Here is a 21,852-nt window from a genome sequence, read left to right as displayed (position 1 = left end):
TAAACTAGACCCCAGTAGGGGCAGTAGAGTGGCGGCAGCTTGATTGTAATTTTTGTAATTCAGGCAAGGCTTCTGACCAATCATATTGATGATTGTCGCTAAAGTAATACACACCTTGAGCATGACCTAGTAGTACCACTGAGATCCCTCCAAAACCCGACATAAATGGTAGCCATTGGGTCTGGTTGCAATTGGCATGGGGTGGGAATTTTCGAGCCCAAAAGCCATACTGATAACGCAGATAGTCATAATCAGTAAGCATGCCCTTAGACTTAGGCTCTAATTGTAAAGCAGCCTTAAGTGGGGCTTTAGCTAATTTGCTTTGCGCCTGTTTAGCTTGAACTTGCTGATCAATCCAAGCTATCAGTTTGACTAAGTCGCCTGGGGTAAAAAATAAGCCGTATCCCACATAAGCTTGCTGTTCGTGATCTAGTGTTCGTCGACTAACAGTGCTGACCTGACTTAAAGCTAAGGGAGTAAAAATCTGAGCTAAAATCACATCTTTAAAAATATCTGCTGAATGGCCTAATTTTGATTTTATATAAGCATTTAATCCAGCTCCTAATAAATAGGTTTCTGAAGTATGGTAAACAAACTGTTGGCCAGCTGGGCTTTTACGAGCATAGTGCTGGCAGGCAAACCTCAGCCTTTGTTGATGGGTTTGGGCATTAAAAAATGCCAATTTATCTGCCGAGCCTTCGTCCTCGGCATAAGTGGCTGAATGATAGTTGCCTGAACTCATGTTTAACAAGTGCGCAAAAGTCACACCTTGCCATTGTGCGCCTTGGCATTGTTTGACCCACTTGTTGATAGGTTGCTCAAACACATCAGCATATTGCTGCTCTAGATAAAACATGGCTAACCCAGCAAACAGTGATTTAGCCGTTGAATAAGAGGGAAGCACTAGTTGGTCGCAAAATGGATAGTTGCCAGCTCTTGTGTAACAACTGGATAAATAATGTATCCCCTCATATAACGCTCCATAAACCGTCATGTCTTCAGTGGCTATTGATTGAGATAGGGCCAGTTTAGTTAAGTCAATATCAGGCCTTATTGCCGCGAGCTTTGCAAATGGCAAGCTCTTAATAGTGCGATTTTTATACTCTTGATATTGTTCAATGGTTTGGCTGGCCTGGATTTGTGCAGAAGAAAATTCTGCCTTACCTGTTCCCCAAAAGTCGGCCTTAAAATAGGCACAGGTTTCGCTGCTGATCTGATAATAAAACTTGGCGTTTGGCTTGTTTTGCGGATTGTCTAGTACTAATAGACCATTGTGTACACAGTTTTCATTTTTTTCTACTAAGGCAAATGGCAGGGTGATAAAGGCCGATGGATCTTGGGTATTCGCCCTTGGCCAAGCTTGGCCTACTCCCACTATATAATCCCAATTGGGATTGTCTGTGAGTTGTAAATGGCGGCTAGTAGGGATCACTTCACCTTCTTGGGTGATCACGTAGTCAATTTGCATATTGGGTAATAATGCCCGAGCGTCTGAGTTTGTTTGGGGCTTGTCTAATTGTCTTAGCTTAGCTGTAGCTTGTTGGCTAAGTAGTAACACACTACCTATTTGAATCTGCGAAAACTTAGCTGGCTGGCTAGGCATTAAGGCCACCATTGGTAGAGGCTCAGAGGGTAACTCATTTGTTTGAGAAAATAGTTTAAGTTGTGGCGCGCCAAACGCTAAATGGCAGATCAGATAAAAAAGCCCCCCCAGTATTACTCGCAAGGTATACCAGCCTGTTCAAATAAGCTTTTTACTGGTGCTAATGCTTGGCTAAAATGTTTCCACTTGCCAACTGAGCTGCTATACACAGGCTGCCTTACTTGCGAAGCACTGGCAGTGGTGGCGGCACTGGAATTTTGTTCAAATTCACAGCACTGATCTTGCCAAGGTAGCTCACAGTAGTTGAGTAGTGCCTGAGTTTGTTTGCTTAAATCTGCCACTAGGTTTTCGTAACTAATGTTATGGATCACGCCAGGTAACACCTGTTGCCAATGTGCCATCAATTTATAATGGGCAATTTGATAGCGCGCTAACTCCTCTAAATCATAAGAAAACGGATAACCTTGAGTAAATATTTGTTTAAACATAGCCAAACAACTGTCCATAGGGTGGCGCTGAACATAGATAATTTTTGCCTTAGGCAAGGCTAAGTGGATAAGACCAATGTAAAGCGAGTTTAGCGGAAGCTTGTCGATAAACCTTTTATAGCCTGTGGTGTCTGGGCGAGTGCTATTAATATAGTTTTTACCTAAAGTGGCAAAGTCGAGGTTTTTAGTTGCGCTAATTAATTCTAGTTTATTGGCGGGTGGCTGATTAAATTGCTTGCGCACCAATTGCATCATCTCAAGAGCAAAATTGTTTAACTCACCAGCACTAAATACATCAGAATGACTACTAATGATCCTTTCTACTAAAGTACTGCCGGTACGTGGCAGGCCTACTATAAAAATCGGTTGGCTATCGTTATACCCAGCGAGATTTTGTTGAAAAGTTTGGGCATCAAATACCTGAGCAATTTTCTCTAAGGTCGCTAAATCATTCTCTACTGAATATTGCATATGGCGGCGACGCACTGACGCCCCATTTTGCCAGGCATCAAAGCATTGTGGGTATTGTTTTAAATCCTCTAATTCTTTGCCTAGGGCATAATAAAGCTGCGCTTTAGGCAAGGGAGAAGTGGTTAAAGTTAAGGCTTTTTGTAGCTCAGCAATATGGTTAGCGTTTGGAGTTTGCTTAAGCAAACTTGAACGCAATAACCAGGCTTCACTATCTTGCGGGTTTAATTGAATTAACTTGTCTAAACTTTGTTGGGCCTCAACAAGCAGCCCCATAAAACGTTGTAATGAAGCCAAATTAAACAATAGCTGGGCATTATTAGGCTGAATGCTTAAGGCTTGTTGATACCAGTCTAAAGATTCTTGATGCAGGCCCAGCTTATTTAACAATAGGGCCAGTTCAGCGCAATAGGCCACTGAATCAATAGGCGTTTGTGATAACTCTATGGCTAATTGGCGTGCAGCTGAGCGTTGCTGACAGATAAACAACAAACGCGCTTTATCTAACAACCAATGCCTGTTGTCTGGCTGTATATTTAAGGCATTTTGAATATAGTTTAAAGCACTCGTGCTTTGGCCTAGTTGCATTGCTATTACACTCGCTACCTGCCAACCAGCGGCATATTGAGGGTAATCTTGGGTAAGCTTTTGACTAAGCAAGCTTGCTTGGTCTAATGATTTAAGGCGCACTAGGCGCCAAACTTCTTCAATTAACTGTTGCGCTGCGGCTTGTCCCTGATCTGTCATTAACAAAACATCATTATTGGTAATACTTGGGTGACTTAGCATAACAAGCGATCCTATTTAAAAGGAAACCTTTTGCAGGCTTTCACCTGCAAAAGGGCCTAGATTAGAATCGATAATTAAATGCCACGCCTAGGGTTCTAGGTAAGCTGATGTAATCTTTAGAAGAATTACCATAAAAGTTTTCATCAGGATCTGTGCCCATGTAAGCTTCTGGGATCAAACCTGTTACCCCATCTTCATTAAAGATATTTTTAATGTAGAAAGTGATATCCCAGTCATCACTGCTAATTTTAGAGGTGGCATTAACTAAAGAGAATCCGTCTATATCAGCTTGCAAGGCAGCGCTGTCGCCTAAATAGTTAAGAGAATCTGATTGATAATACACATTGACCTGAGTAACCCAGTACATGTCATTGTCTAGTTCGTAGGTATAATCTAAAGCTAGACTGATAGTTTGTTCTGGTGAAGCTGGTAATTTGTCTCCGTCATAGGCCTGAATGCGTGTAGGTGAGTCAGCTGTTACACCTGTTGGTACAATAAAATCTGCGGTCAATTCTGCATTGATATTGGCATAACCAAGTACGTAGTGAATATTCTCAGACAAATAACCTTGTAACTCTAATTCTATGCCTTGAGTTTTGGCTGATTCGCCATTCGCCACAGTGAAAAAGCCCCAAGTTGACGCTGTATTTAGCTGCGGATTATCCCAATCTAAGCGAAAGGCCGACAGGGTATAACTATGTTTGTTACCGCTTAGATAACCTTTTACCCCAAACTCATAATTGACTATGCTGTCTGAATCATATTGCTGCCATTCTGGCCTTTCTGCCAAGCTACCAGTAAGCGGCACCGCATTGGCTCCTCCACGTCTGTAACCTTCAGAGATAGTGCCGTAAAACATAGTATCTTTGTCTAAGTGATAGGACAGGTTCATCTTAAACAGGGTATCGCTTTCGTCTGTTTCAAAGGTTGGCTCAGCCCCTAAAAATGGCCAAATAGGTAGCACTAATTCTGTGTCATTAACAAAGGTATTGTTAAAGTGGCGTACACCTATAGTGCCTTGTAGCGCATCTGAGAAGTGATAAGTTAACTCACCAAATAGGGCTTTATCTTTAAAGTTTTCATTGCGTACATAATGAAAGTCATTATCTGTGTAGACCATGCCAAAGTCGGCCATAACTGGCCACCAAGAAAATGCAGCCCCCGCCCATTCTTGATAGCCAGGCATAAAGCTATCTTGGGTGGCAACATTGTCTTGATCCATATAATAAGCGCCCAATACCCAATCGATATTGTTTTTTGTTTCATTCGACACTAAACGGATCTCTTGCACAAAAGCTTGCTCATCATACCCACGAAAAGCTTTAGCTAAAGGTCTGGGCGAGCCGTAATACAAATCGGCAAACCAGTTTTGCTGAGCGTAAAATCCGGTATTGTCACTGACCGAATTCCCTTTATGATTATATTTTGAAGTACTAGAGGTGAGGGTGGCAAAACCCAGATCCCATTCTGCTTCGAGCGAGGTAAGGTCTACTTCACGATCAGATGGCTCAAGTATTACTGCGCCATTTTCGTACTCAGCATAAGCTTGCTCAGTGCCATTTACCCAGTTATTGCCGCGCGTTACTTGACGGCGACCGCCAATTTCGTCGTTTTGTTGCTGATAGGCTAGGTTAATTCTTAAGTCAGCACTTGGCTCCCAGTATAAAGAGAGTCGGCCATAGTCAATATCTACAGTATCGGCATCTTCAACGCTGCGAAAGCTAACGCCTCCTGCAGCCAGATCATTATTTTGTGCAGCAGGTGCGTAATTGTTGCTATCTAACACGTAGACATTGGTGTAATCCACTATACCTGCGTTGTCGATTCGTCCTACATTCGCTCGAAACGCTAGGTTGTCGGTAATGGGGATGTTGATCAAGACATCCATATTTTTATTAAAGCCTTCTGAGCCTTGGGTTTGACTTAAAGATCCGCCAACGCTGCCATAAAACTCATCGGTTTCAGCTTTTTTCATGCGATATTTAACTGTGCCTGCTAAAGAGCCAGAGCCGTACAAGGTACCTTGAGGACCTCTTAATACCTCAACCATATCTACATCTTTAAGAATAAAATTGGCATTTAAAGGGGTGTCATCAACATAGGCAGCCACAGTTGAAACCGCAGATAAAGCCACATCGCCTTGCGAGCCGCTGTCAACATTAACGCCTCGAATCACCACGCCACTAATCACCCCAGAATTACGGTAACCGCGATCAACAACAGTAGCGCCTGGAATATTACGTAGCATTTCATTGGAATCAATTATGTTGCCATCTAACAATTCTGCACCCGACATGGCGGAAATATTGTATGGCACATCTTGAATGTTCTGAACGCGTCTATTGGCTTTTACTTCAATGCGTTCAATGGTTTTTTCGTTTTGGGTCGAACCTTCTTGCGCCGAGACTTGTGCCACAGGTGCGCTTAAAATTAAAGCGCTAGTAATGGCTTGGGCGATGGAATGTTTTTTAAACGTCACAGCATGCATAGTATTACTCCAGTTTGCGTTTTTTTTATTCTATTGTTCGAGATTAGAGCACCCTTTGCCTGACTCATAGAACCAGATTGGTGCCAGCTATTGGTCCAGAATTAGTTGTCGCTATTATTTTTACTCGGTAAGGCTAATGGGCCTAACGAATCTAAAAACTGCTTATTAGTGTTTTCTGTTAAACCATGAATTATTGAGCGGTTATCTCTAAAGCTTTTTAAAGGTTGCCCTAAGTTATGCAGGCCACGTTCGCGATCGCGGCGTACCTGAGCAAAATCTATTTCAACTGGGATCACTTCAGGTAATTCACCGGCTACATATATTTCATTGCCTTGCGGTCCCACTACTATGGATTGGCCGTTGCCTAATTCACCAACAGTATTGATTGCCATGACATAACATTGATTCATAGCCGCTGTGGCTTTGGTCATGTTGAGCTCTATTTCACGGTCGATAGTGCCTGTCATAGTGGGGTAAATGAGTAATTCAGCCCCTGCACAAGCCATACTGCGAGCCACTTCTGGAAACCATAGGTCATAACAGATGGCTAGCCCAATGCGCCCTTGAGGTACGTCAAATACTAAAATATCTTGTCCGCTAGTTACGTCAGTTTCATAAGGGCAAAAAGGAAAAATCTTGCGATAACGGGCAACTACTTGGCCTTGGTTATTGATAACCACAGCGGTATTAAAAATTTTATCTTGGTGTTTTTCGTAGTGACTACCAGGGATAAGCCATACATCTAGCTGTTTAGCTAGGTCACAATAAAACTGTTCAGTGGGGCCGGGCATAGGCTCGGCATATTTCTTTTCAGGGCCAAAACTGTTGAGCTCTCCTAATACCAACATATCTAGCCAAGGAAAACGTTTCTTACAATTAACTAATTGTTCAGAAATGTACTGAAGATTATTGTTACAGGAAGAATTTAGTTGTAAACCAGCAATGGCAAAATGACTCATTAGATCCCTCGCGGATAAATATTAACTAATTGATGCTAGTGTTAAGCTTACTCTAATGGGTCCAGAGTGGAGGGGATAGTACCAGATTGATGTTAGTTACTGGTCCAGAATGACGGAGGCATTTTTTAGTTCGAGTTGGCGTACAAAACAATAGTTTTGGTCAAACCATTTCATTTGTTGTCCATCCATGATCACATAAAAGCCTTTGATTTCACCATAACTCCATAACTTCCATTGACGCCAATACATGCCATTTTCAATCCACCAACGGCCTGTATCAGTTTCGCTGTCTATGCCACCAGTATGTCCAATCATTTGGCCATCGGGCAATAAATCTATAGTACAAGGCACCCCATAAACCATTTGGCATTCTAGTTGTGCACCAGGTAATAATTGATGTAAGGCGTCTTCTGTTAGGAGTTTACCGCTGGCGTTGTCGAGCTTTTCTTCGTATTCAGCGGTAAGTTGGTGAATAAGCTCGGCCAGCTTACTAACCCCTGCACGAATTCTATTGTTAGGAATACTGGTAATGCCCATGCGAAAACAATTTTCTGGGTGGTTATTTTTAGCAAAGTAACGTTTTACCGGTTCAATTAATATCCCAATTTGTGCGGCTTTTTCTCGTAAGTTTTCACCATCTAATTGCTTAGGGCCGGTTATCCAATAAGCCGTTCCCCCTTGTATGGGGCCAGTATCAATGCAATTGGGTAAATAAGTATTTAACGCTTCACGTAAGGTTAACCAACGCTCAAAAAAGACCTTATGTAACTGCCACATAAAGGCGTCGTAATAACCTAGGGCTAGAAAGTGTGCTACTGCCCTTTGATTGTTTAACGGTGGATTACGCATGGTCATTTTGCGTAGCTTTTTTAATTCGTTGATCACCCCAGAATCAGCCACAATAAAACCAATCTGTATGCCCGAGGCCAACACTTTGGAGATGCAGGAAATATAAATCACCCGATTTTTGTCATCTAAACTTCGCAGGGCGGGGTGAGGTTGGCGTAAAAAGTTACTTTCAAACTCAAAATCATCTTCGATGATCAATAGGTCTTCTTGATTGGCTTTTTTTAATAAGTCGTGACGCCGGCTCATAGACATAGTCACACTAGTAGGCGTTTGGTGGCTAGGGGTAGTGTAAACAATGTCGCATTGATTTAAGTTTTCGTCTACTTGCATACCATTGTCGTCAACTGCTTGGTACACCAAGTTGGCTCCACAATATTGCATTAGCTCCCTAACTTCGGGATAACCTGGCTCTTCTACCGCCACAGTTACACTTTTATCCACAAAAAGTTGAGCGACTAAATGCAAGGCTTGTTGGGTACCCACAGTAATTAATATTTCGTTACTGCTAGCGTGAATACCACGCCTAGGTATGACTTTAGTGCGAATTTGCTCCACTAACATAGGGTCATCACCTATACCCTGAAGCTGAGACCATTGGTTGATTTCACGTGTCACATTGGCTTGTTGATTGGCTTCTCGCCATTCTTTTACTGGGTATAAAGACGCATCAAATTTGCCATCAATAAAAGGGTAGGTATATTTTTGCCAATCGGGAGGACAAGCTGTGTGATTAGTGGTTTGCAATACCCCTTTAAATCTATGCTGATTGTCACTGGCTTTTGGAGTAAAAGCTGGCTGGCTTTGTTTATCGTTTACCCAGCCTTGATGAATTTTATCACTGACGTAGATCCCACTGCGCTCTTTGCTAACTATGTAACCTTCATCTTGCAAAGTTTGGTAAACCAACACCACAGTGTTGCGGGCCACACCTAATTGTTCGGCCAATTTGCGCGATGAAGGTAATCGGCTGCCTAAAGCGAATGATCCCACCAAAATGCCTTCCACTAATTTATTGCGGATCTGACTTTGTAAACTCTCATCAAGAGAAGTATCTATATGGATCAATCGCTTAAGCATTGTTTTTTCGATCACATTAATGGCTTTTTATATCCTGTAACGAAACCACATCCTGAAATAGTTGTTTAAATTTAGCAATACCTTGCAGCAAAATTTCCTCTTCAATTGTCAGAGGCGGTAGAAAACGAATGACATTTCCGTAAAACCCACAAGCTAACAAAATTAACCCATAATCAGCCGCTTTGGCTATCAGGGCTTGAGTGAGTTGAGTGTTAGGTTGAGCAATGTCGCCGTTATTAACCAGCTCTATGGCTAACATGCCGCCAATTTGACGTACATCAATAATAAAGCCTGGGTATTGGTCTTTTAATTCATGTAAATGTTGCGCAAATAGCTCTCCCATAGCTTGGGTTTTGGCTAATATATTGTCATTTTCTATTATGTCTAATACTGCTAAGGCTGCGGCACAAGCCACCGGAGAGCCACCATAAGTGCCGCCTAAACCGCCAGGCAAAGGGGCATCCATAATATGGCTTTTGCCAACTACTACTGCCAGCGGCAAACCACCTGCAATGCCTTTGGCCATAGTGATGAGATCAGGCTCTACCTCTGCGTATTCAAAACAAAACATTTTACCGGTACGCGCAAAACCCGTTTGTATTTCATCGGCTATAAGTACTATGCCGTGTTGATCACATACAGCTCTAAGCTCTTGCAAAAAGGCTACAGGAGCCCGGTAAAATCCGCCTTCACCTTGTACAGGCTCAATTATGATGGCGGCCACATCTTGGGCCGCAATACTTGTTTTAAACAAGGTATTTATGGCCAATAGTGAATCTTCAACTGATATTCCACGAAGTGGATCAGGAAAAGGCAGATGATAGATGTCGGAAGGGAAGGGCCCAAAGTCCTGTTTATATGGAGCAATCTTTCCTGTTAACGCCATGGCCATATTGGTACGCCCATGAAATCCACCATTAAAAGCAATGACCCCACGTCTTTTGGTATAGGCCCGCGCGATTTTAATACAATTTTCAACTGCTTCGGCGCCAGTACTGACCATCATGGCTTTTTTCTCTGACTCACCTGGGGCAATTTTGACTAGCTTTTCGGCTAATTCAACCGCCACTTCATAGGGATTAACCATTAAACAACTATGGCTAAACTTTTGCATTTGCGCCTCTACAGCTACCATCACTTTAGGGTGACTATGCCCGGTATTACATACAGCTATGCCAGATGCAAAATCTATATAACGATTGTTTTCTACATCCCATACTTCTGCATTTTTGGCATGGCTAACAAAAACCGGATAGACATTGCCTTGGCCTCTGGCCATTACTGCGTTTTTGCGTGTTTGTAAGTGCTGATTGCTATTCATTGTTGGTTGAGTAGATTGTTTTAAGCTCATGCTGTTTGCTCCATTGACCCTAAACATAGGTATTTAATTTCTAAGTAATCGTCTAGTCCGTAACGCGAACCTTCGCGGCCATTGCCTGATTGTTTTATGCCGCCAAAAGGCGCAGCAGCATTGGAAATAATGCCTTCATTAATGCCAATCATGCCAAACTCCAAGGCTTCTGCTACGCGAAAGATGCGGCCTATATCGCGGCTATAAAAATAAGCGGCTAAGCCGTATTCAGTGGCATTGGCCTGCAAAATGGCATCTTGTTCATCGGTGAAACTAATAATGGGTGAGACAGGGCCAAAAATTTCCTGGCTAGCAATAGGCATAGAATTAGTGACTGAGGTTAAAACAGTGGGTAAATAAAAATTATCACCTAACTCACTGCGCTGTCCTCCAAGGGCTAAATGCGCACCTTGAGCAATAGATTGTTGGACCAAATCATCTACATCACTGGTTGCTTGGGCATTGATCATTGGGCCTATGTCTGTGCCTTGTTCAAGTCCGTTGCCCATATTTAATTGTTTGACTGCAGTGATGAATTTGTCGCAAAACGCTTGATAAACCTCTTGCTGCACTAAAATACGATTGGTACAAACACAGGTTTGTCCGGCATTTCGGTATTTAGATACCAAGGCGCCTTGAACTGCAGCGTCTAAATCTGCATCGGCAAATACTATAAAGGGCGCATTGCCGCCTAATTCCATAGACACTTTTTTCACTGTGCTGGCACATTGAGCGATTAACTTTTTGCCCACATTGGTAGAGCCAGTAAAGGTGAATTTAGCTACTTTAGGATGTTCAGTTAACACCTTACCTATAGCTTGTGCATCTTGACCTACTACCACATTAAATACGCCAGCTGGAATGCCAGCTCTTGCGGCTAGCTCTGCCATAGCAAGGGCTGATAAGGGAGTTTGGGTGGCGGGTCGCACCACAAAGGTACAGCCTGCTGCTAATGCCGTTGCCGCCTTTCGGGCGATCATAGCGTTAGGAAAATTCCAAGGGGTGATAGCACTGACAACACCTACGGGTTGTTTAATAACAATAATGCGTTTGTCACTTGACGGAGCGGGGATAACGTCACCGTAAATGCGCTTGCCCTCTTCAGCAAACCATTCAATAAAGGCAGCGCCATAGGCTATTTCGCCTTTTGCTTCGGCTAAAGGTTTACCTTGTTCTTGAGTTAAAATCTGCGCCAAATCGTCTTGATGTTGCATAATTAAATTAAACCAAGCTCTGAGCAACTCAGCGCGTTGTTGGGCACTTTTGGCAGACCAGTTGGCCAATGCTTGGCTAGCGGCCAGTACTGCATCTTCAGCTTGTTGTGGACTGGCGTCACTGATTTCTACTAACAGCTTATTTGTTGCTGGATCAGTCACCGCTATTTTATTGCTATTGGTTACCCAAGCACCGTTAATATACGACGCAGTTTTGATTAAATTTGGATCGTTTATATTTTGCACTTTACTGCTCCTATCAGAATATTTGGCTATTGAAACCTAAATGCATTAGGCTTTAAATATTAAACATTCAACCTTTACGTTTAGGCTGGTAAAACTTAATGAATCGCTCAAATTTGATCCCTAAGCCTGTTACTGAATACGATTTACGTCTTTTACGCATCTTTAAGTCTGTGGTAGAAAATGGCGGGTTTTCCGCTGCAGAAGCAGAGCTAGGTATAACTCGCTCAACTATTAGTGTGCATATGGGGAATCTAGAAAGCCGCATGAAACTTAAGTTGTGCTTGCGTGGACGGGGGGGCTTTACTCTGACCGAAGTGGGGCAAACGGTTTACCATGCCTGTATTGAATTATTTGATTCGTTAAATGACTTTTCTTTGTTAGTTCGCTCACTTAATAGTGAATTAAGTGGCGAGTTAGTGATTTTATGTGCAGACCAATTAGATTGGGTGAAACAAAGAAAGCTGGCAGAAGTGATTCAGCAGATCCATCAGCAAGCGCCTAAATTACAATTAGTGTTAGACGGTGATTCAATTGAAAATATTGAAAAGTCTCTGTTAAAAGACAAAGCCCATGTTGGCTTATTTCCCAATTATAAACAGGTTGATGGCTTGCAATATTCGCAAGTGTTTAGTGAACAAATGTATTTGTGTTGTGCTAAAGGTCATGCGCTTTTTGAGATCAATGACCAAGACATAGACGAAACTTTATTGGCTAATTATAGTGCCATTCACCCAGGCTTAGATGTGGATCAAGCGGCTAGAAGTCAGCTACAAAAATTAAAACTTGAAGCCAAAGCCTATCAATTTGATACCCGCAAAACGTTAGTTTTGTCTGGTGCTTATATTGGTTATTTACCTTTAAGTTATGTAGAGCGTGAAGTGCAACAAGGTGATATTCGACTAATTTGTACGGATACTTGCCACTACGACTTTAAAATTTCATTAGCCAGTAAAAAAACACCCAGAGAACAAGCAAAAATTGCCCTGATCCAACAGGCGTTTTTGGAACTATCTGAAAGTGAAGGCAAGGTGGTTTAACTTCTAAGACCATACTTAAAGCTGCAGCCGCCTAAAAACGAATAATTGCTTAAGGCAATTAGCTCTGTTATCTGGATTTCACTAATTTGATCATTAGTTTTATATTGTTGTAATTCAAAAAACATTGGCCAATTGTCATCTATAGAATATAACGCCAAATAGGGAAATTCAGTGATTTGCCAGCTTCCCTGAGTAAGTTCTGCATCTATTTGGTGATCCCCTGATGTGTGGATTTTATATTGGCCATTTTTATCCAGATGAATACTAATAGTTAGCTCACAGTTTTCACTGCTATATTGATTGGCAATATCTTGGCTGGAGTTTTTGCGTTGTGGATCAACCTCTGGCGGCACTAACATCAAAGCAAGGGAGTTTTCTTTGTACCAATGATTATCTACAAACAGCATACTAGTGTGATGGATAGGCCAGCCTATGTTTTGCATTGCATCGAGCACTTTACGCACTGCATTAGGGTCGTCAATAACAGGTGAATAAGTTAATGAGGAATGAGTAATGGAAGCGGGAAAAGCCAAGTCGTTAGGCTTAACTTGCATATTGTTTGCGCTTAAGACTTGTTCGATTTGCGTGACTTGGTCTTTTGTTAAATAACGGGTATACAAATGCACTGTTGGGGTTTGGCTACAAGCAGCTAAAAGCAGGGCCACAATAATCATAATTAACTTCATCAGTATGGCCCGTACTAGTTAGTGCTGTACTTTAATTTTTTCGATAGCAGCCGTACCAGCTGTTTGCCCCTGGTATGGTGCATCTAATCTGTAATCCAACTGTACTTTTACCCCAGTTTGTCTTTGTGCTTGTCCACCTTGAATTCTAGGTTTGTAGGTCCATTGCTCTAAGGCAGCAATTGAAACCTTATCAAAGACTTGAGCTGGAAAAGATTCGATGACTTCAATGTTGTCTGTGCTGCCATCTTTAGCAATATCAAATTGTAAAATGACTGAGCCTTCTTGTTTATTTTTTGCCGCTTCTACTGGGTATTTAGGTTCGATTCTAATAACAGGTCTCGCATCTTCACCTTTTTCAACTGTATAGGCTTTGTCAGCCATATTGGCAAAAGCGACGCCGGCCAACATTGTGCTACCAAGGGCGATACATAATCCGACTAAGGCTGGTTTGATTGTAGCTGGGTGCTGAATACTGTTGATACGTTTTAGCATGTTGTTTTTTTCTCCGTAGGGTGAATAAATTGAAAAGCTGTGTAAGGCATGTTCGGCACATTGCACTAGTGCTCGGCTATATGTGATTTTGTCTTGTTTGTTTGCTTGTTGCAGTACAGCTTGATCACAAGCCAGTTCTTGGCTACGTCTAAAAGCACGATAGGCCAACCAAGCGATGGGGTTAAACCAAAAAACGGCAACAAAGATTAAGGCTAAGAGGTTAAACAGATTATCGTGACGGCGTAGATGCACTAATTCATGGGCAATGATTAAATCTTGTTGGCGTTGACTAAATTGCTCATAAAAATCTTTTGGGATCAGCAAAGTAGGGGTAAATATGCCGGTTAACACTGGGCCACTAAATTGCTGGTTGGATACCACAGATAAAGATTTTGGCAGCTTAGCCTTTAACCTCAGATCTTGCTCGCCAAGTTTGCTTATTCGATGGATTTGCCATTGTGTCACTGTAGCTATTGTTAAAATAGCAAGGCATCCAGCAATCCAAAGCATGTCCCAATTAATACTAAACTCATTAACTTGGTTGACTGAATTGACTTTAACGAGGTAGCTGTAGATTGACTGATCTGACACCGCAATTACATTTTGCGGCAGGTTGGTGGCGATTAACAATAAAGGTACCAGTAGCCACAATGCATAAACTATATTGGCGCCTAATTTTTTAATGCCTTTAGCTTCTAATCCTATCAATACCAATAACAAAAGACTGATAGGCAACTGTTGCTCAATTAACCAGTTAATCATTTTCTTGCTCCCATTTTTTAATCAGGGATTTTAATTCGTTAACATCGTCTTTTGATAAAGATCCTGAACTGGCAAATCCCGCTACCAAAGGCGCGACTTTGCCGTCAAATAGGCGGCTAACAAAACTTTTGCTTTCTTTTTGGGTGTAAGTGCTTCGTTCAACCAATGGAAAATACAAATAGCTGCGTTGTTGTTTATCAAAGCCTATTACTTGTTTTTTAACTAAGCGGTTAAGTAAGGTTTTGACGGTTTTGTCGTGCCATTGTTTGAATTGATTGAGGGTTTTAATGATTTCATTCGCACTTGCCGGCGAGTTATCCCAAAGCACATTTAATACTTCAAATTCGGCTTTGCTGATGTCTACTTTTAGTGGGTCATTTGGCATAGCTTGTTCTCTATATAATTTAGATTACATTTGTAATTTATATTTAGATTACACCTGTAATCTTGTTTTTCAAGCTTTATTTTTAGCTAAATTTGATTCTTGGTTAAAATAAACTCGAATAAATCCGACTTTAGGCTATTAACCTGTTAAGCTGGACCAACTACTAACGTGATAGTGATAGCGCTGGTGGAATTAAATTATTCACTTACATAAAGAGAGCACAACATGAGTAAAGGTACAGTTAAGTGGTTTAATGCCGACAAAGGTTTCGGATTTATTGCGCCAGAAGACGGCAGCAAAGATTTGTTTGTTCACCATTCAGAAATTCAATCTGGTGGCGGATACGCAACATTAGCCGACGGTCAAGCTGTTGAGTTTGAAGTAGGCGAAGGGCAGAAAGGTCCTTGTGCAAATAAAGTTATCCCTTTATAAGCATTACTTTTACTAGCAATTTTGGCTCATTTAATGGGCTGGGTTTTAGCGATAGTTGGCTAAAATCCTTGCTAGACACCGCAAGTCTTAGTTAGTCATTTCCGCATTTTATTCTAAGTTTTATCTATAGTTGTTTTTCAGTAGAGTGGTATTTTAGAGGCGTGGCCAAACGGCTGTTTTTCAGTTATCTTGCTGCACTATGATCAACTGCTTCAAAGTCTAGTTGTTGTAATTCAAAATCTTGTTTTGTTACTTTCAGTACACTGCCTTGTTCATACCAGTCGCCTAATACTATGCGCTGTGCAGCTTGGCCATTTAACTCGAAGTGATGGATATTAGGCCTATGTGTATGCCCGTGGATCAAGGTGCTTACCTGATAACTTTGCATCACCTTATGCACTTCTTCTGGCGTCACATCCATAATCTGGGCTGATAATTGTTTTTGTTTTTGTTTACTGGTTGCTCGCCCTTTTGCGGCGATTTTTTTACGTAAACTTAATGGCAAGCACAGAATTAACCTAGGCCACCACCAACTGCGGGCTTTTTTGCGAAATGCTTGGTATTCAATATCTTGAGTACAAAGTTCGTCGCCATGCATGATAAGGCAAGCTTTACCATATAAATCAACCACAGTTTGCTCTGGCAATAGGGTCATGCCGGCTTTGTTGGCAAATCCTTGGCGTAATAAAAAGTCGCGGTTTCCGTGAATAAAATAAATAGGAATGCCAGTTTCACTTAAGGCTTTAAAGGCTTTGGCTATGCTCAGGGTAAAAGGGTTGAGATCATCATCACCTATCCATACTTCAAATAAATCACCTAACACATAAAGTGCTTCGGCTTTTGGCGCTTGTTCACGCAAAAATCTAAACAGACATTGATTAATGTCATCTCTGTCGGCAGAAAGATGAAGGTCGGCGATAAAATATGTAAAAGCAGTCAAAGGCGTAGTCTGTTGGTTATAAAAATCTATTGGGGAAAGCCTTTAGGCTGCATTTTAGCTTGGGCACTCAATGCAGCCTAAAATGAAATTAGTCGATAATTTCAGCTTTTTGGATCACAACATCTTCAACCGGAACATCTTGATGATATCCAGAATTGCCGGTTGTCACACCTTTAATTTTTTCTACTACATCCATGCCGTCTGTAACTTCAGCAAACACACAATAACCCCATCCATCAGTGCTTTCACTGCGGAAATTTAAAAAGCTATTGTCGCCTACATTTATGAAAAACTGCGCGGTAGCTGAGTGAGGCTCATTAGTACGGGCCATGGCTACTGTGCCAATTTTGTTAGCTAAACCATTATTGGCTTCGTTAACTATTGTGTCTTTGGTTTCTTTTTGTGTCATGCCGGGTTCAAAGCCCCCGCCTTGGATCATAAACCCATCTATTACGCGGTGGAAAATAGTATTGTCGTAGAAACCTTCTTTCACATAATCCAAAAAGTTGGCCACAGTAACCGGGGCTTTGTCGGCAAACATTGACAGTGTAATAACGCCGTAATTTGTATGGATTTTAACCATTAAGTCGTTCCTTAATTTAGCTACGAAAAATTTAATCAGCGCATTCTAGCTTAATACTGGGATCTTTTTAAGGATTAAAGGCTGATTCACTAATGCAGGGTGAGTTTCTCAGTGTTAGAATTGCGGCTTTGAGCTTAACAACTACACATTTTGGTAACAGGAACTGAATTAATGCTGCAAATTTATAACACCTTAACTCGTCAAAAAGAGCAATTTAAACCATTGCAACCTAATAAGGTGGGACTATATGTATGCGGAATTACAGTGTATGACGTGTGTCATGTTGGTCATGCTCGTACTTACCTAAGCTTTGACTTAATGGTGCGGTATCTGCGCTCGCGTGGCATAGAGGTGAAATATGTGCGTAACATCACAGATGTTGACGACAAAATTATTGAAAGAGCCAATGAAAAAGGCTTAAGCACAGAAGCCTTTACCGAACAAACTATTGCCAGAATGCATGAAGATTTTGCCGCAATAGGGTTAATTGAGCCAGATGTTGAACCTAGGGTTACCACTCATATTGAAGAAATTATTCAGGTGATCCAACGTTTAATTGACAAAGGTTATGCTTACCAAGCCGCCAGTGGTGATGTGTTATTCGAAGTTGCCACTTATGCTGATTATGGCAAATTAGGTCGCCAAGATTTAGAGCAGTTAAACGCAGGCGCTAGGGTAGAAGTGGCTGCAGAAAAGCGTGATCCCTTAGACTTTGTGCTGTGGAAGTCAGTGAAGCCGGGCGAGCCACATTGGTCTTCGCCTTGGGGCAATGGGCGACCAGGTTGGCATATCGAATGTTCGGCCATGAACCATAAACATTTAGGTGAGCACTTTGATATTCATGGTGGCGGGTCAGATTTGATTTTTCCTCATCACGAAAACGAAGTGGCGCAATCTTGCTGTGCATTTGATACACCTTATGTAAATTATTGGGTGCATACTGGCATGGTGCAGGTTAACCAAGAAAAGATGTCTAAATCTCTTGGAAACTTCTTCACCTTGCGTGATGTGTTAGATGTATATGATGCTGAGACGGTTCGTTATTTCTTAATGTCTGCGCAGTATCGCAGCCAGTTAAGTTACTCAGACAGTTTTATTCAGCAAGCACGTGCGTCTTTAGAGCGTTTGTATACCGCCCTTAGAAATGTTGAGCCTAATAGACAGGTTGATATAAGTTTAGGCGGCTACCAAGAACGTTTTAATCAGGCTATGGACGATGACTTTAATACCCCAGAAGCATTTGCTGTGTTGTTTGACTTAGCTAAAGAAATTAATAAGTCTGAAGGGCAACAAGCGGCTGACTTAGCCGGTGTAATGATAAAACTTGCTGATATTTTAGGGATTTTACAGCAAGCACCTGATCAGTTTTTACAAGGCTCAGGGGCCGAGGATAGTGAAGAGGTTGCTAAAATCGAACAACTAATTAAAGCCCGCAACGATGCCCGAGCTAACAAAGACTGGGCCGCAGCAGATGCCGCCAGAGATGCACTAAATGCGCTCAATATAGTATTAGAAGACAGCGCGTCAGGGACCACATGGCGACGAGGTTAATACCAAATTAAAAGAACAAAGGCAGCTTACTAAGCTGCCTTTTTTATTGGGGTAAACAAACTTTTAGGTGTTTATTGCGGTTAATTAAGTGCGAGTCACGTCTACAAAAATTTGTAGTTTTTGCCCAGGTTGAAGATATTTTTTCAATTTAGATTGATTCCACTTTTGTAAATCACTGAGCTTAACCTTAAATTTATTGGCAATTTTTGCTAATGAGTCACCGTTTCTTACCGTATAGGTAAGGGTGCGCATGACCGCGTCTTGGCGTTGATTGCTACTAACATTATTCACCCAAACAACGAGCTTTTTGCCGGGGCGCAGAGTGTCGGTTGGCGCCATGCCATTCCATTTAGCCAATTGTCTTAAATTCACTTTATAAGTGCGGCTTAGATCCCAAAAGGTGTCTCCACTTTTTACCGTATGCTGTAATTTGTAGCTACCACTTTTGCGGGCTTGGGTTTTAGCTAAGCGCTGCTCTTGCGACAGGGAGTAAGATTCTAGGGATTTTAAGGCGACCGGAATAATTAAATAATCGCCCGCTATTATCACACTAGATTTTAGTTCATTAACATTGCTAATGATCTCTGTGGTGGTGTGATATTGGTTGGCTAATTTTAATAAACTATCTCCGCTTTTTACTTTATGCCTTACCCAATTTAGTCTTTGTTTATCATCAGTTTTTTCTAAGGCTTCGGTAAACTGCGAAACTTTGTTAATAGGTAGCAATAAATTAAACGGGCCGTTTGGATCGGTTGCCCAGCGGTTAAAGCCTGGATTTAAGGCATGTAATTCTTTTACGCTTAGGCCAGCCATATCAGCGGCTAAGGCTAGATCGATTTGTGAGCCAATAGTAACTTCTTGGGTAAAAGGCACATTTTCTATTTTCGGCCAGTCAAAATTGTAACTCTCGCTGTTGGCTAGTATATCAGCCAAGGCTAATAACTTAGGCACATAAGCGCGGGTTTCTTTGGGCAGATCTAAGGCCCAAAAGTCGGTGGATTTACCGGCTTTTTTATTCTTTTTTATGGCTCTTTGTACACGGCCTTCACCACTATTATAGGCAGCTAGGGCATGTAGCCAATTGCCATCAAACATTTGCTGTAAATAGGTTAAGTAGTTAATGGCCCCCTGTGTAGAGGCAAGTACATCGCGTCGTCCATCGTACCACCAGGTTTGTTTCATTCCAAAACGTTTACCTGTAGATGGAATAAACTGCCACATACCAGCAGCACGACCATGGGAATAAGCAAATGGGTCAAAGGCGCTTTCGACTATAGGTAACAACACCAATTCCATTGGCATATTATGTTGTTCTATTTGTTCAACTATTAAGTGTAAAAAAGGTTTGGCACGCTTAGCCACTCTTTGCATATAACTAGGGTGTTTTAAATACCAGTTTCGTTGTGCAGCAATACGAGGGTTGTCGCTAATCTCAAAACTTAATTGGTTGCGCACGCGTTGCCAAATATCTTTAACTTCTACCTCAGCTACGGCTTGGCTAAGTTGTTCTGTGGTTTCTTCTATTACATCTATTGGCTCAACCGGGTGGGTGACAGGAATAGTGCCTGATTGTGCTGATTCGCACTCTAAATGGTCTTCACTTTGGGCAATGAGTTGGTCACAGGCTTGAGTAACCTGTTCGGCTATCTGTTGTTCTTCTTCTAATTGCGCAACATGCTCGCTAGGCATTAACGAGGAACAAGCTGTTAACGCGCTGGCAAAGGTAAGGGCAATAATATGATTTAAACGCAAGGTGTTTCCTTTTTTACTATGACTAGATGCGGGTTTAAACCAGCCTAGCTTTGTTAGGCTGGCCTAATGCAAGCGTGAACTGCGCTATTCTACCCGTTAAAAATTATCTTTCCAGCTTCTTAAACTGGCAAATACCTCACTCGCCTCAGTGCAATAGTTAGCGGCTTGTTTATTTACACTAGTCATCACACTGGCTGTGTTGCAGCGAACAAAAGGATTAATGCTTAATTCCTTTTGAATACTTGACGGCAAAGTAGGGCGTTGATTGTTACGTTGGCTAATTGCCCAACTTTTGTAATCTTGCAAGGCTTTATTGTTAGGCTCTACTTGCTGCGCAAAGTTAATATTGGCTAAGGTATATTCATGGGTACAATAGACAGCGGTTTGCGCAGGAAGTGCCGTGAGCTTAGCTAATGATTGATGCATTTGTTTGGCTGTACCTTCGAAGAGCCGACCGCAGCCAGCAGAAAGCAGTGTGTCGCCACAAAATAGGCCAATTTCGCCGTAATAGGCAATGTGATCTAGGGTATGCCCTGGTACCTCAAGTACTTTAAATTCTAACGCGAGGTCGGGTAAGCTAATTGTGTCTGGCTCAGACAGTCTATGGGTGATCTGGCTAATGTTGGGATTTTGTGGGCCATAAACCCTTATGTTAGGAAACGCCTTGAGTAAATCATCTATGCCATTGGTATGATCCCAATGATGGTGGGTGATTAATATGCCAGTAAGGCGCAAACCTTGGTTTTTACAATAAGCTAAAACCGGCTCGGCATCACCTGGATCAACCACAACTGCTTGCTGTTGATTATGCAGGCACCAAATATAATTGTCTGAAAATGCCGGAATGGGAAAAACTTCTATTGCCATTTTATACTCCTTAGCAGAAACCATTAACACTGTTCTGCTTTTAGCGTACCATAAAGTGTATGAAAACTGCTTTAATCAAAACCCAGCCAGCCAAACCTGAAAACTGGCAATCTTTGCCTTTAGGACACGAACTAAAACGTTTGTTAGAATCGAGCTTGGCTGAAACTAGCCGCAAAATATTTGGTTATCACTTAGTTAGGCTAGGGTATTTAAGCAGTCAAATTAACTTGCCAGAATGCCCAATTAAACACCAAGTGAATGTTACCGCTAAAGTACAAAACTTTACTAACATGCAAGCTATGGCCAGTAGTTTGCCCATTAGTGAAAATAGTGTTGATGCATTCTTGTTGGCCAACGAATTAGATTTTTCACAGGACCCACATCAGGTTTTACGTGAAGTTGATCGTACTATTATGCCTAATGGTTATCTGATCATTAGTGGCTTTAATCCCTTTAGTTTGTGTGGGCTATTTAAATATTTACCTTTTAATCAAGCTAGCTTGCTGCACCAAGCGCGCTTTTTTAGTTGTGCCAGAATTAAAGATTGGTTGCAGCTTTTAGGTTTTGAAATAACCGAGGTACAACATTTGTTATTTAACGAGTTATTTTTGCAACGCAAACTTAGCCGTCCAACTAAATGGAATACTTGGTGTCAGCGTAATTTAGCTGGGTTTAGTTCAATTTATGTGATTGTTGCTAGAAAGCGCGAAATACCTTTATCAGTGATAAAACCAAAGTGGCAAACTAAAACTAAATTTTCTACTGTGGGTGCTAGTGTAAGAACCGGTTTAATGCAGAGTGAAATTGGCCCTAAAACTAGGGCCAAGACTTAA

At 41.7% G+C, this 21,852-nt stretch carries 18 protein-coding genes; 4 read left to right on the top strand and 14 right to left on the bottom strand.

All coding sequences use genetic code 11. The features are described from left to right. Positions 1–4: 4 nt before the first annotated feature. The 7 genes from ACVCDT_RS12000 to ACVCDT_RS11970 all read right to left on the bottom strand — a co-directional run bounded on the left by ACVCDT_RS12000 (position 5) and on the right by ACVCDT_RS11970 (position 11,532). Positions 5–1,603, bottom strand: a complete 1,599-nt coding sequence (locus ACVCDT_RS12000) for a serine hydrolase (protein WP_447133024.1) — start codon at positions 1,601–1,603, stop codon at positions 5–7. A 113-nt stretch (positions 1,604–1,716) separates the two neighbouring features. Further along, positions 1,717–3,348 carry a sulfotransferase family protein gene (locus ACVCDT_RS11995; RefSeq protein WP_447133023.1) on the bottom strand — a complete coding sequence of 544 codons (1,632 nt, stop codon included), beginning with the start codon at positions 3,346–3,348 and terminating at the stop codon, positions 1,717–1,719. A 61-nt stretch (positions 3,349–3,409) separates the two neighbouring features. Beyond that, the gene (locus ACVCDT_RS11990; protein WP_447133022.1) at positions 3,410–5,836 is read right to left on the bottom strand and encodes a TonB-dependent receptor; all 2,427 of its coding nucleotides are present in this window, start codon (positions 5,834–5,836) and stop codon (positions 3,410–3,412) included. 101 nt (positions 5,837–5,937) lie between these two features. After that, the gene (locus ACVCDT_RS11985; protein WP_447133021.1) at positions 5,938–6,795 is read right to left on the bottom strand and encodes a carbon-nitrogen hydrolase family protein; all 858 of its coding nucleotides are present in this window, start codon (positions 6,793–6,795) and stop codon (positions 5,938–5,940) included. Positions 6,796–6,891: 96 nt separating this feature from the next. After that, positions 6,892–8,736: a MocR-like pyridoxine biosynthesis transcription factor PdxR gene (pdxR, locus tag ACVCDT_RS11980; RefSeq protein ID WP_447133020.1), complete on the bottom strand. Its 1,845-nt coding sequence runs from the start codon at positions 8,734–8,736 to the stop codon at positions 6,892–6,894. Between the two features lies 1 nt (position 8,737). Further along, positions 8,738–10,072, bottom strand: coding sequence for a 4-aminobutyrate--2-oxoglutarate transaminase (gabT, locus tag ACVCDT_RS11975; RefSeq protein WP_447133019.1), 1,335 nt, complete (start codon positions 10,070–10,072; stop codon positions 8,738–8,740). After that, positions 10,069–11,532, bottom strand: a complete 1,464-nt coding sequence (locus ACVCDT_RS11970) for an NAD-dependent succinate-semialdehyde dehydrogenase (protein ID WP_447133018.1) — start codon at positions 11,530–11,532, stop codon at positions 10,069–10,071. The genes gabT and ACVCDT_RS11970 overlap by 4 nt, the downstream gene beginning before the upstream one ends. Positions 11,533–11,630: 98 nt before the next feature. On the opposite strand from ACVCDT_RS11970, the gene ACVCDT_RS11965 reads away from it, so the two are divergent. Then, positions 11,631–12,569, top strand: a complete 939-nt coding sequence (locus tag ACVCDT_RS11965; RefSeq protein WP_447133017.1) for a LysR family transcriptional regulator — start codon at positions 11,631–11,633, stop codon at positions 12,567–12,569. Here ACVCDT_RS11965 and ACVCDT_RS11960 read toward each other — a convergent pair. Genes ACVCDT_RS11960 through ACVCDT_RS11950 form a run of 3 tightly spaced genes read right to left on the bottom strand, consistent with a single transcriptional unit; the run spans position 12,566 to position 14,894 of the window. After that, positions 12,566–13,255 carry a putative periplasmic lipoprotein gene (locus tag ACVCDT_RS11960; protein WP_447133016.1) on the bottom strand — a complete coding sequence of 230 codons (690 nt, stop codon included), beginning with the start codon at positions 13,253–13,255 and terminating at the stop codon, positions 12,566–12,568. The genes ACVCDT_RS11965 and ACVCDT_RS11960 overlap by 4 nt on opposite strands. Positions 13,256–13,273: 18 nt before the next feature. Continuing rightward, entirely contained in the window at positions 13,274–14,509 is a 1,236-nt protein-coding gene (locus ACVCDT_RS11955) for a TonB family protein (RefSeq protein ID WP_447133015.1), read from the bottom strand. Beyond that, positions 14,502–14,894: a BlaI/MecI/CopY family transcriptional regulator gene (locus ACVCDT_RS11950; RefSeq protein WP_447133014.1), complete on the bottom strand. Its 393-nt coding sequence runs from the start codon at positions 14,892–14,894 to the stop codon at positions 14,502–14,504. The genes ACVCDT_RS11955 and ACVCDT_RS11950 overlap by 8 nt, the downstream gene beginning before the upstream one ends. Before the next feature lie 225 nt (positions 14,895–15,119). On the opposite strand from ACVCDT_RS11950, the gene ACVCDT_RS11945 reads away from it, so the two are divergent. Continuing rightward, positions 15,120–15,326, top strand: a complete 207-nt coding sequence (locus ACVCDT_RS11945; RefSeq protein ID WP_447133013.1) for a cold-shock protein — start codon at positions 15,120–15,122, stop codon at positions 15,324–15,326. Positions 15,327–15,510: 184 nt separating this feature from the next. Here the strand turns inward: ACVCDT_RS11945 and lpxH are convergent, their stop codons facing one another. Together lpxH and ACVCDT_RS11935 are read right to left on the bottom strand one after the other, a co-directional pair. Beyond that, positions 15,511–16,266 carry a UDP-2,3-diacylglucosamine diphosphatase gene (gene lpxH / locus ACVCDT_RS11940; RefSeq protein WP_447133012.1) on the bottom strand — a complete coding sequence of 252 codons (756 nt, stop codon included), beginning with the start codon at positions 16,264–16,266 and terminating at the stop codon, positions 15,511–15,513. An 88-nt stretch (positions 16,267–16,354) separates the two neighbouring features. After that, on the bottom strand, positions 16,355–16,849 hold the full coding sequence (locus ACVCDT_RS11935) for a peptidylprolyl isomerase (protein ID WP_447133011.1): 495 nt from the start codon (positions 16,847–16,849) through the stop codon (positions 16,355–16,357). A gap of 171 nt (positions 16,850–17,020) precedes the next feature. On the opposite strand from ACVCDT_RS11935, the gene cysS reads away from it, so the two are divergent. Next, positions 17,021–18,400 (top strand): cysteine--tRNA ligase, encoded by a 1,380-nt coding sequence (gene cysS / locus ACVCDT_RS11930; protein ID WP_447133010.1) that lies wholly within the window; start codon positions 17,021–17,023, stop codon positions 18,398–18,400. Positions 18,401–18,484: 84 nt separating this feature from the next. Here the strand turns inward: cysS and ACVCDT_RS11925 are convergent, their stop codons facing one another. Together ACVCDT_RS11925 and gloB are read right to left on the bottom strand one after the other, a co-directional pair. Next, entirely contained in the window at positions 18,485–20,152 is a 1,668-nt protein-coding gene (locus ACVCDT_RS11925) for a LysM peptidoglycan-binding domain-containing protein (protein ID WP_447133009.1), read from the bottom strand. A gap of 96 nt (positions 20,153–20,248) precedes the next feature. Then, positions 20,249–21,019, bottom strand: coding sequence for a hydroxyacylglutathione hydrolase (gene gloB / locus ACVCDT_RS11920; protein WP_447133008.1), 771 nt, complete (start codon positions 21,017–21,019; stop codon positions 20,249–20,251). Between the two features lie 59 nt (positions 21,020–21,078). Between gloB and ACVCDT_RS11915 the strand changes: the two genes are divergently transcribed. Continuing rightward, a complete protein-coding gene (locus ACVCDT_RS11915; RefSeq protein WP_447133007.1) occupies positions 21,079–21,852 on the top strand; it encodes a class I SAM-dependent methyltransferase in 774 nt (257 codons plus the stop codon).

Source organism: Paraglaciecola aestuariivivens (genome assembly GCF_052983255.1).
The sequence above is the reverse complement of the archived record's forward strand: the minus strand, read 5'-3'. Positions and strand labels throughout refer to the sequence as shown.

Coding starts and splice junctions, on each gene's coding strand:
- ACVCDT_RS12000 (WP_447133024.1), bottom strand. CDS start 1,603: ATGCCTAGCCAGCCAGCTAAGTTTTCGCAGATTCAAATAGGTAGTGTG.
- ACVCDT_RS11995 (WP_447133023.1), bottom strand. CDS start 3,348: ATGCTAAGTCACCCAAGTATTACCAATAATGATGTTTTGTTAATGACA.
- ACVCDT_RS11990 (WP_447133022.1), bottom strand. CDS start 5,836: ATGCATGCTGTGACGTTTAAAAAACATTCCATCGCCCAAGCCATTACT.
- ACVCDT_RS11985 (WP_447133021.1), bottom strand. CDS start 6,795: ATGAGTCATTTTGCCATTGCTGGTTTACAACTAAATTCTTCCTGTAAC.
- gabT (WP_447133019.1), bottom strand. CDS start 10,072: ATGAGCTTAAAACAATCTACTCAACCAACAATGAATAGCAATCAGCAC.
- ACVCDT_RS11965 (WP_447133017.1), top strand. CDS start 11,631: ATGAATCGCTCAAATTTGATCCCTAAGCCTGTTACTGAATACGATTTA.
- ACVCDT_RS11960 (WP_447133016.1), bottom strand. CDS start 13,255: ATGAAGTTAATTATGATTATTGTGGCCCTGCTTTTAGCTGCTTGTAGC.
- ACVCDT_RS11955 (WP_447133015.1), bottom strand. CDS start 14,509: ATGATTAACTGGTTAATTGAGCAACAGTTGCCTATCAGTCTTTTGTTA.
- ACVCDT_RS11950 (WP_447133014.1), bottom strand. CDS start 14,894: ATGCCAAATGACCCACTAAAAGTAGACATCAGCAAAGCCGAATTTGAA.
- ACVCDT_RS11945 (WP_447133013.1), top strand. CDS start 15,120: ATGAGTAAAGGTACAGTTAAGTGGTTTAATGCCGACAAAGGTTTCGGA.
- ACVCDT_RS11935 (WP_447133011.1), bottom strand. CDS start 16,849: ATGGTTAAAATCCATACAAATTACGGCGTTATTACACTGTCAATGTTT.
- cysS (WP_447133010.1), top strand. CDS start 17,021: ATGCTGCAAATTTATAACACCTTAACTCGTCAAAAAGAGCAATTTAAA.
- gloB (WP_447133008.1), bottom strand. CDS start 21,019: ATGGCAATAGAAGTTTTTCCCATTCCGGCATTTTCAGACAATTATATT.
- ACVCDT_RS11915 (WP_447133007.1), top strand. CDS start 21,079: ATGAAAACTGCTTTAATCAAAACCCAGCCAGCCAAACCTGAAAACTGG.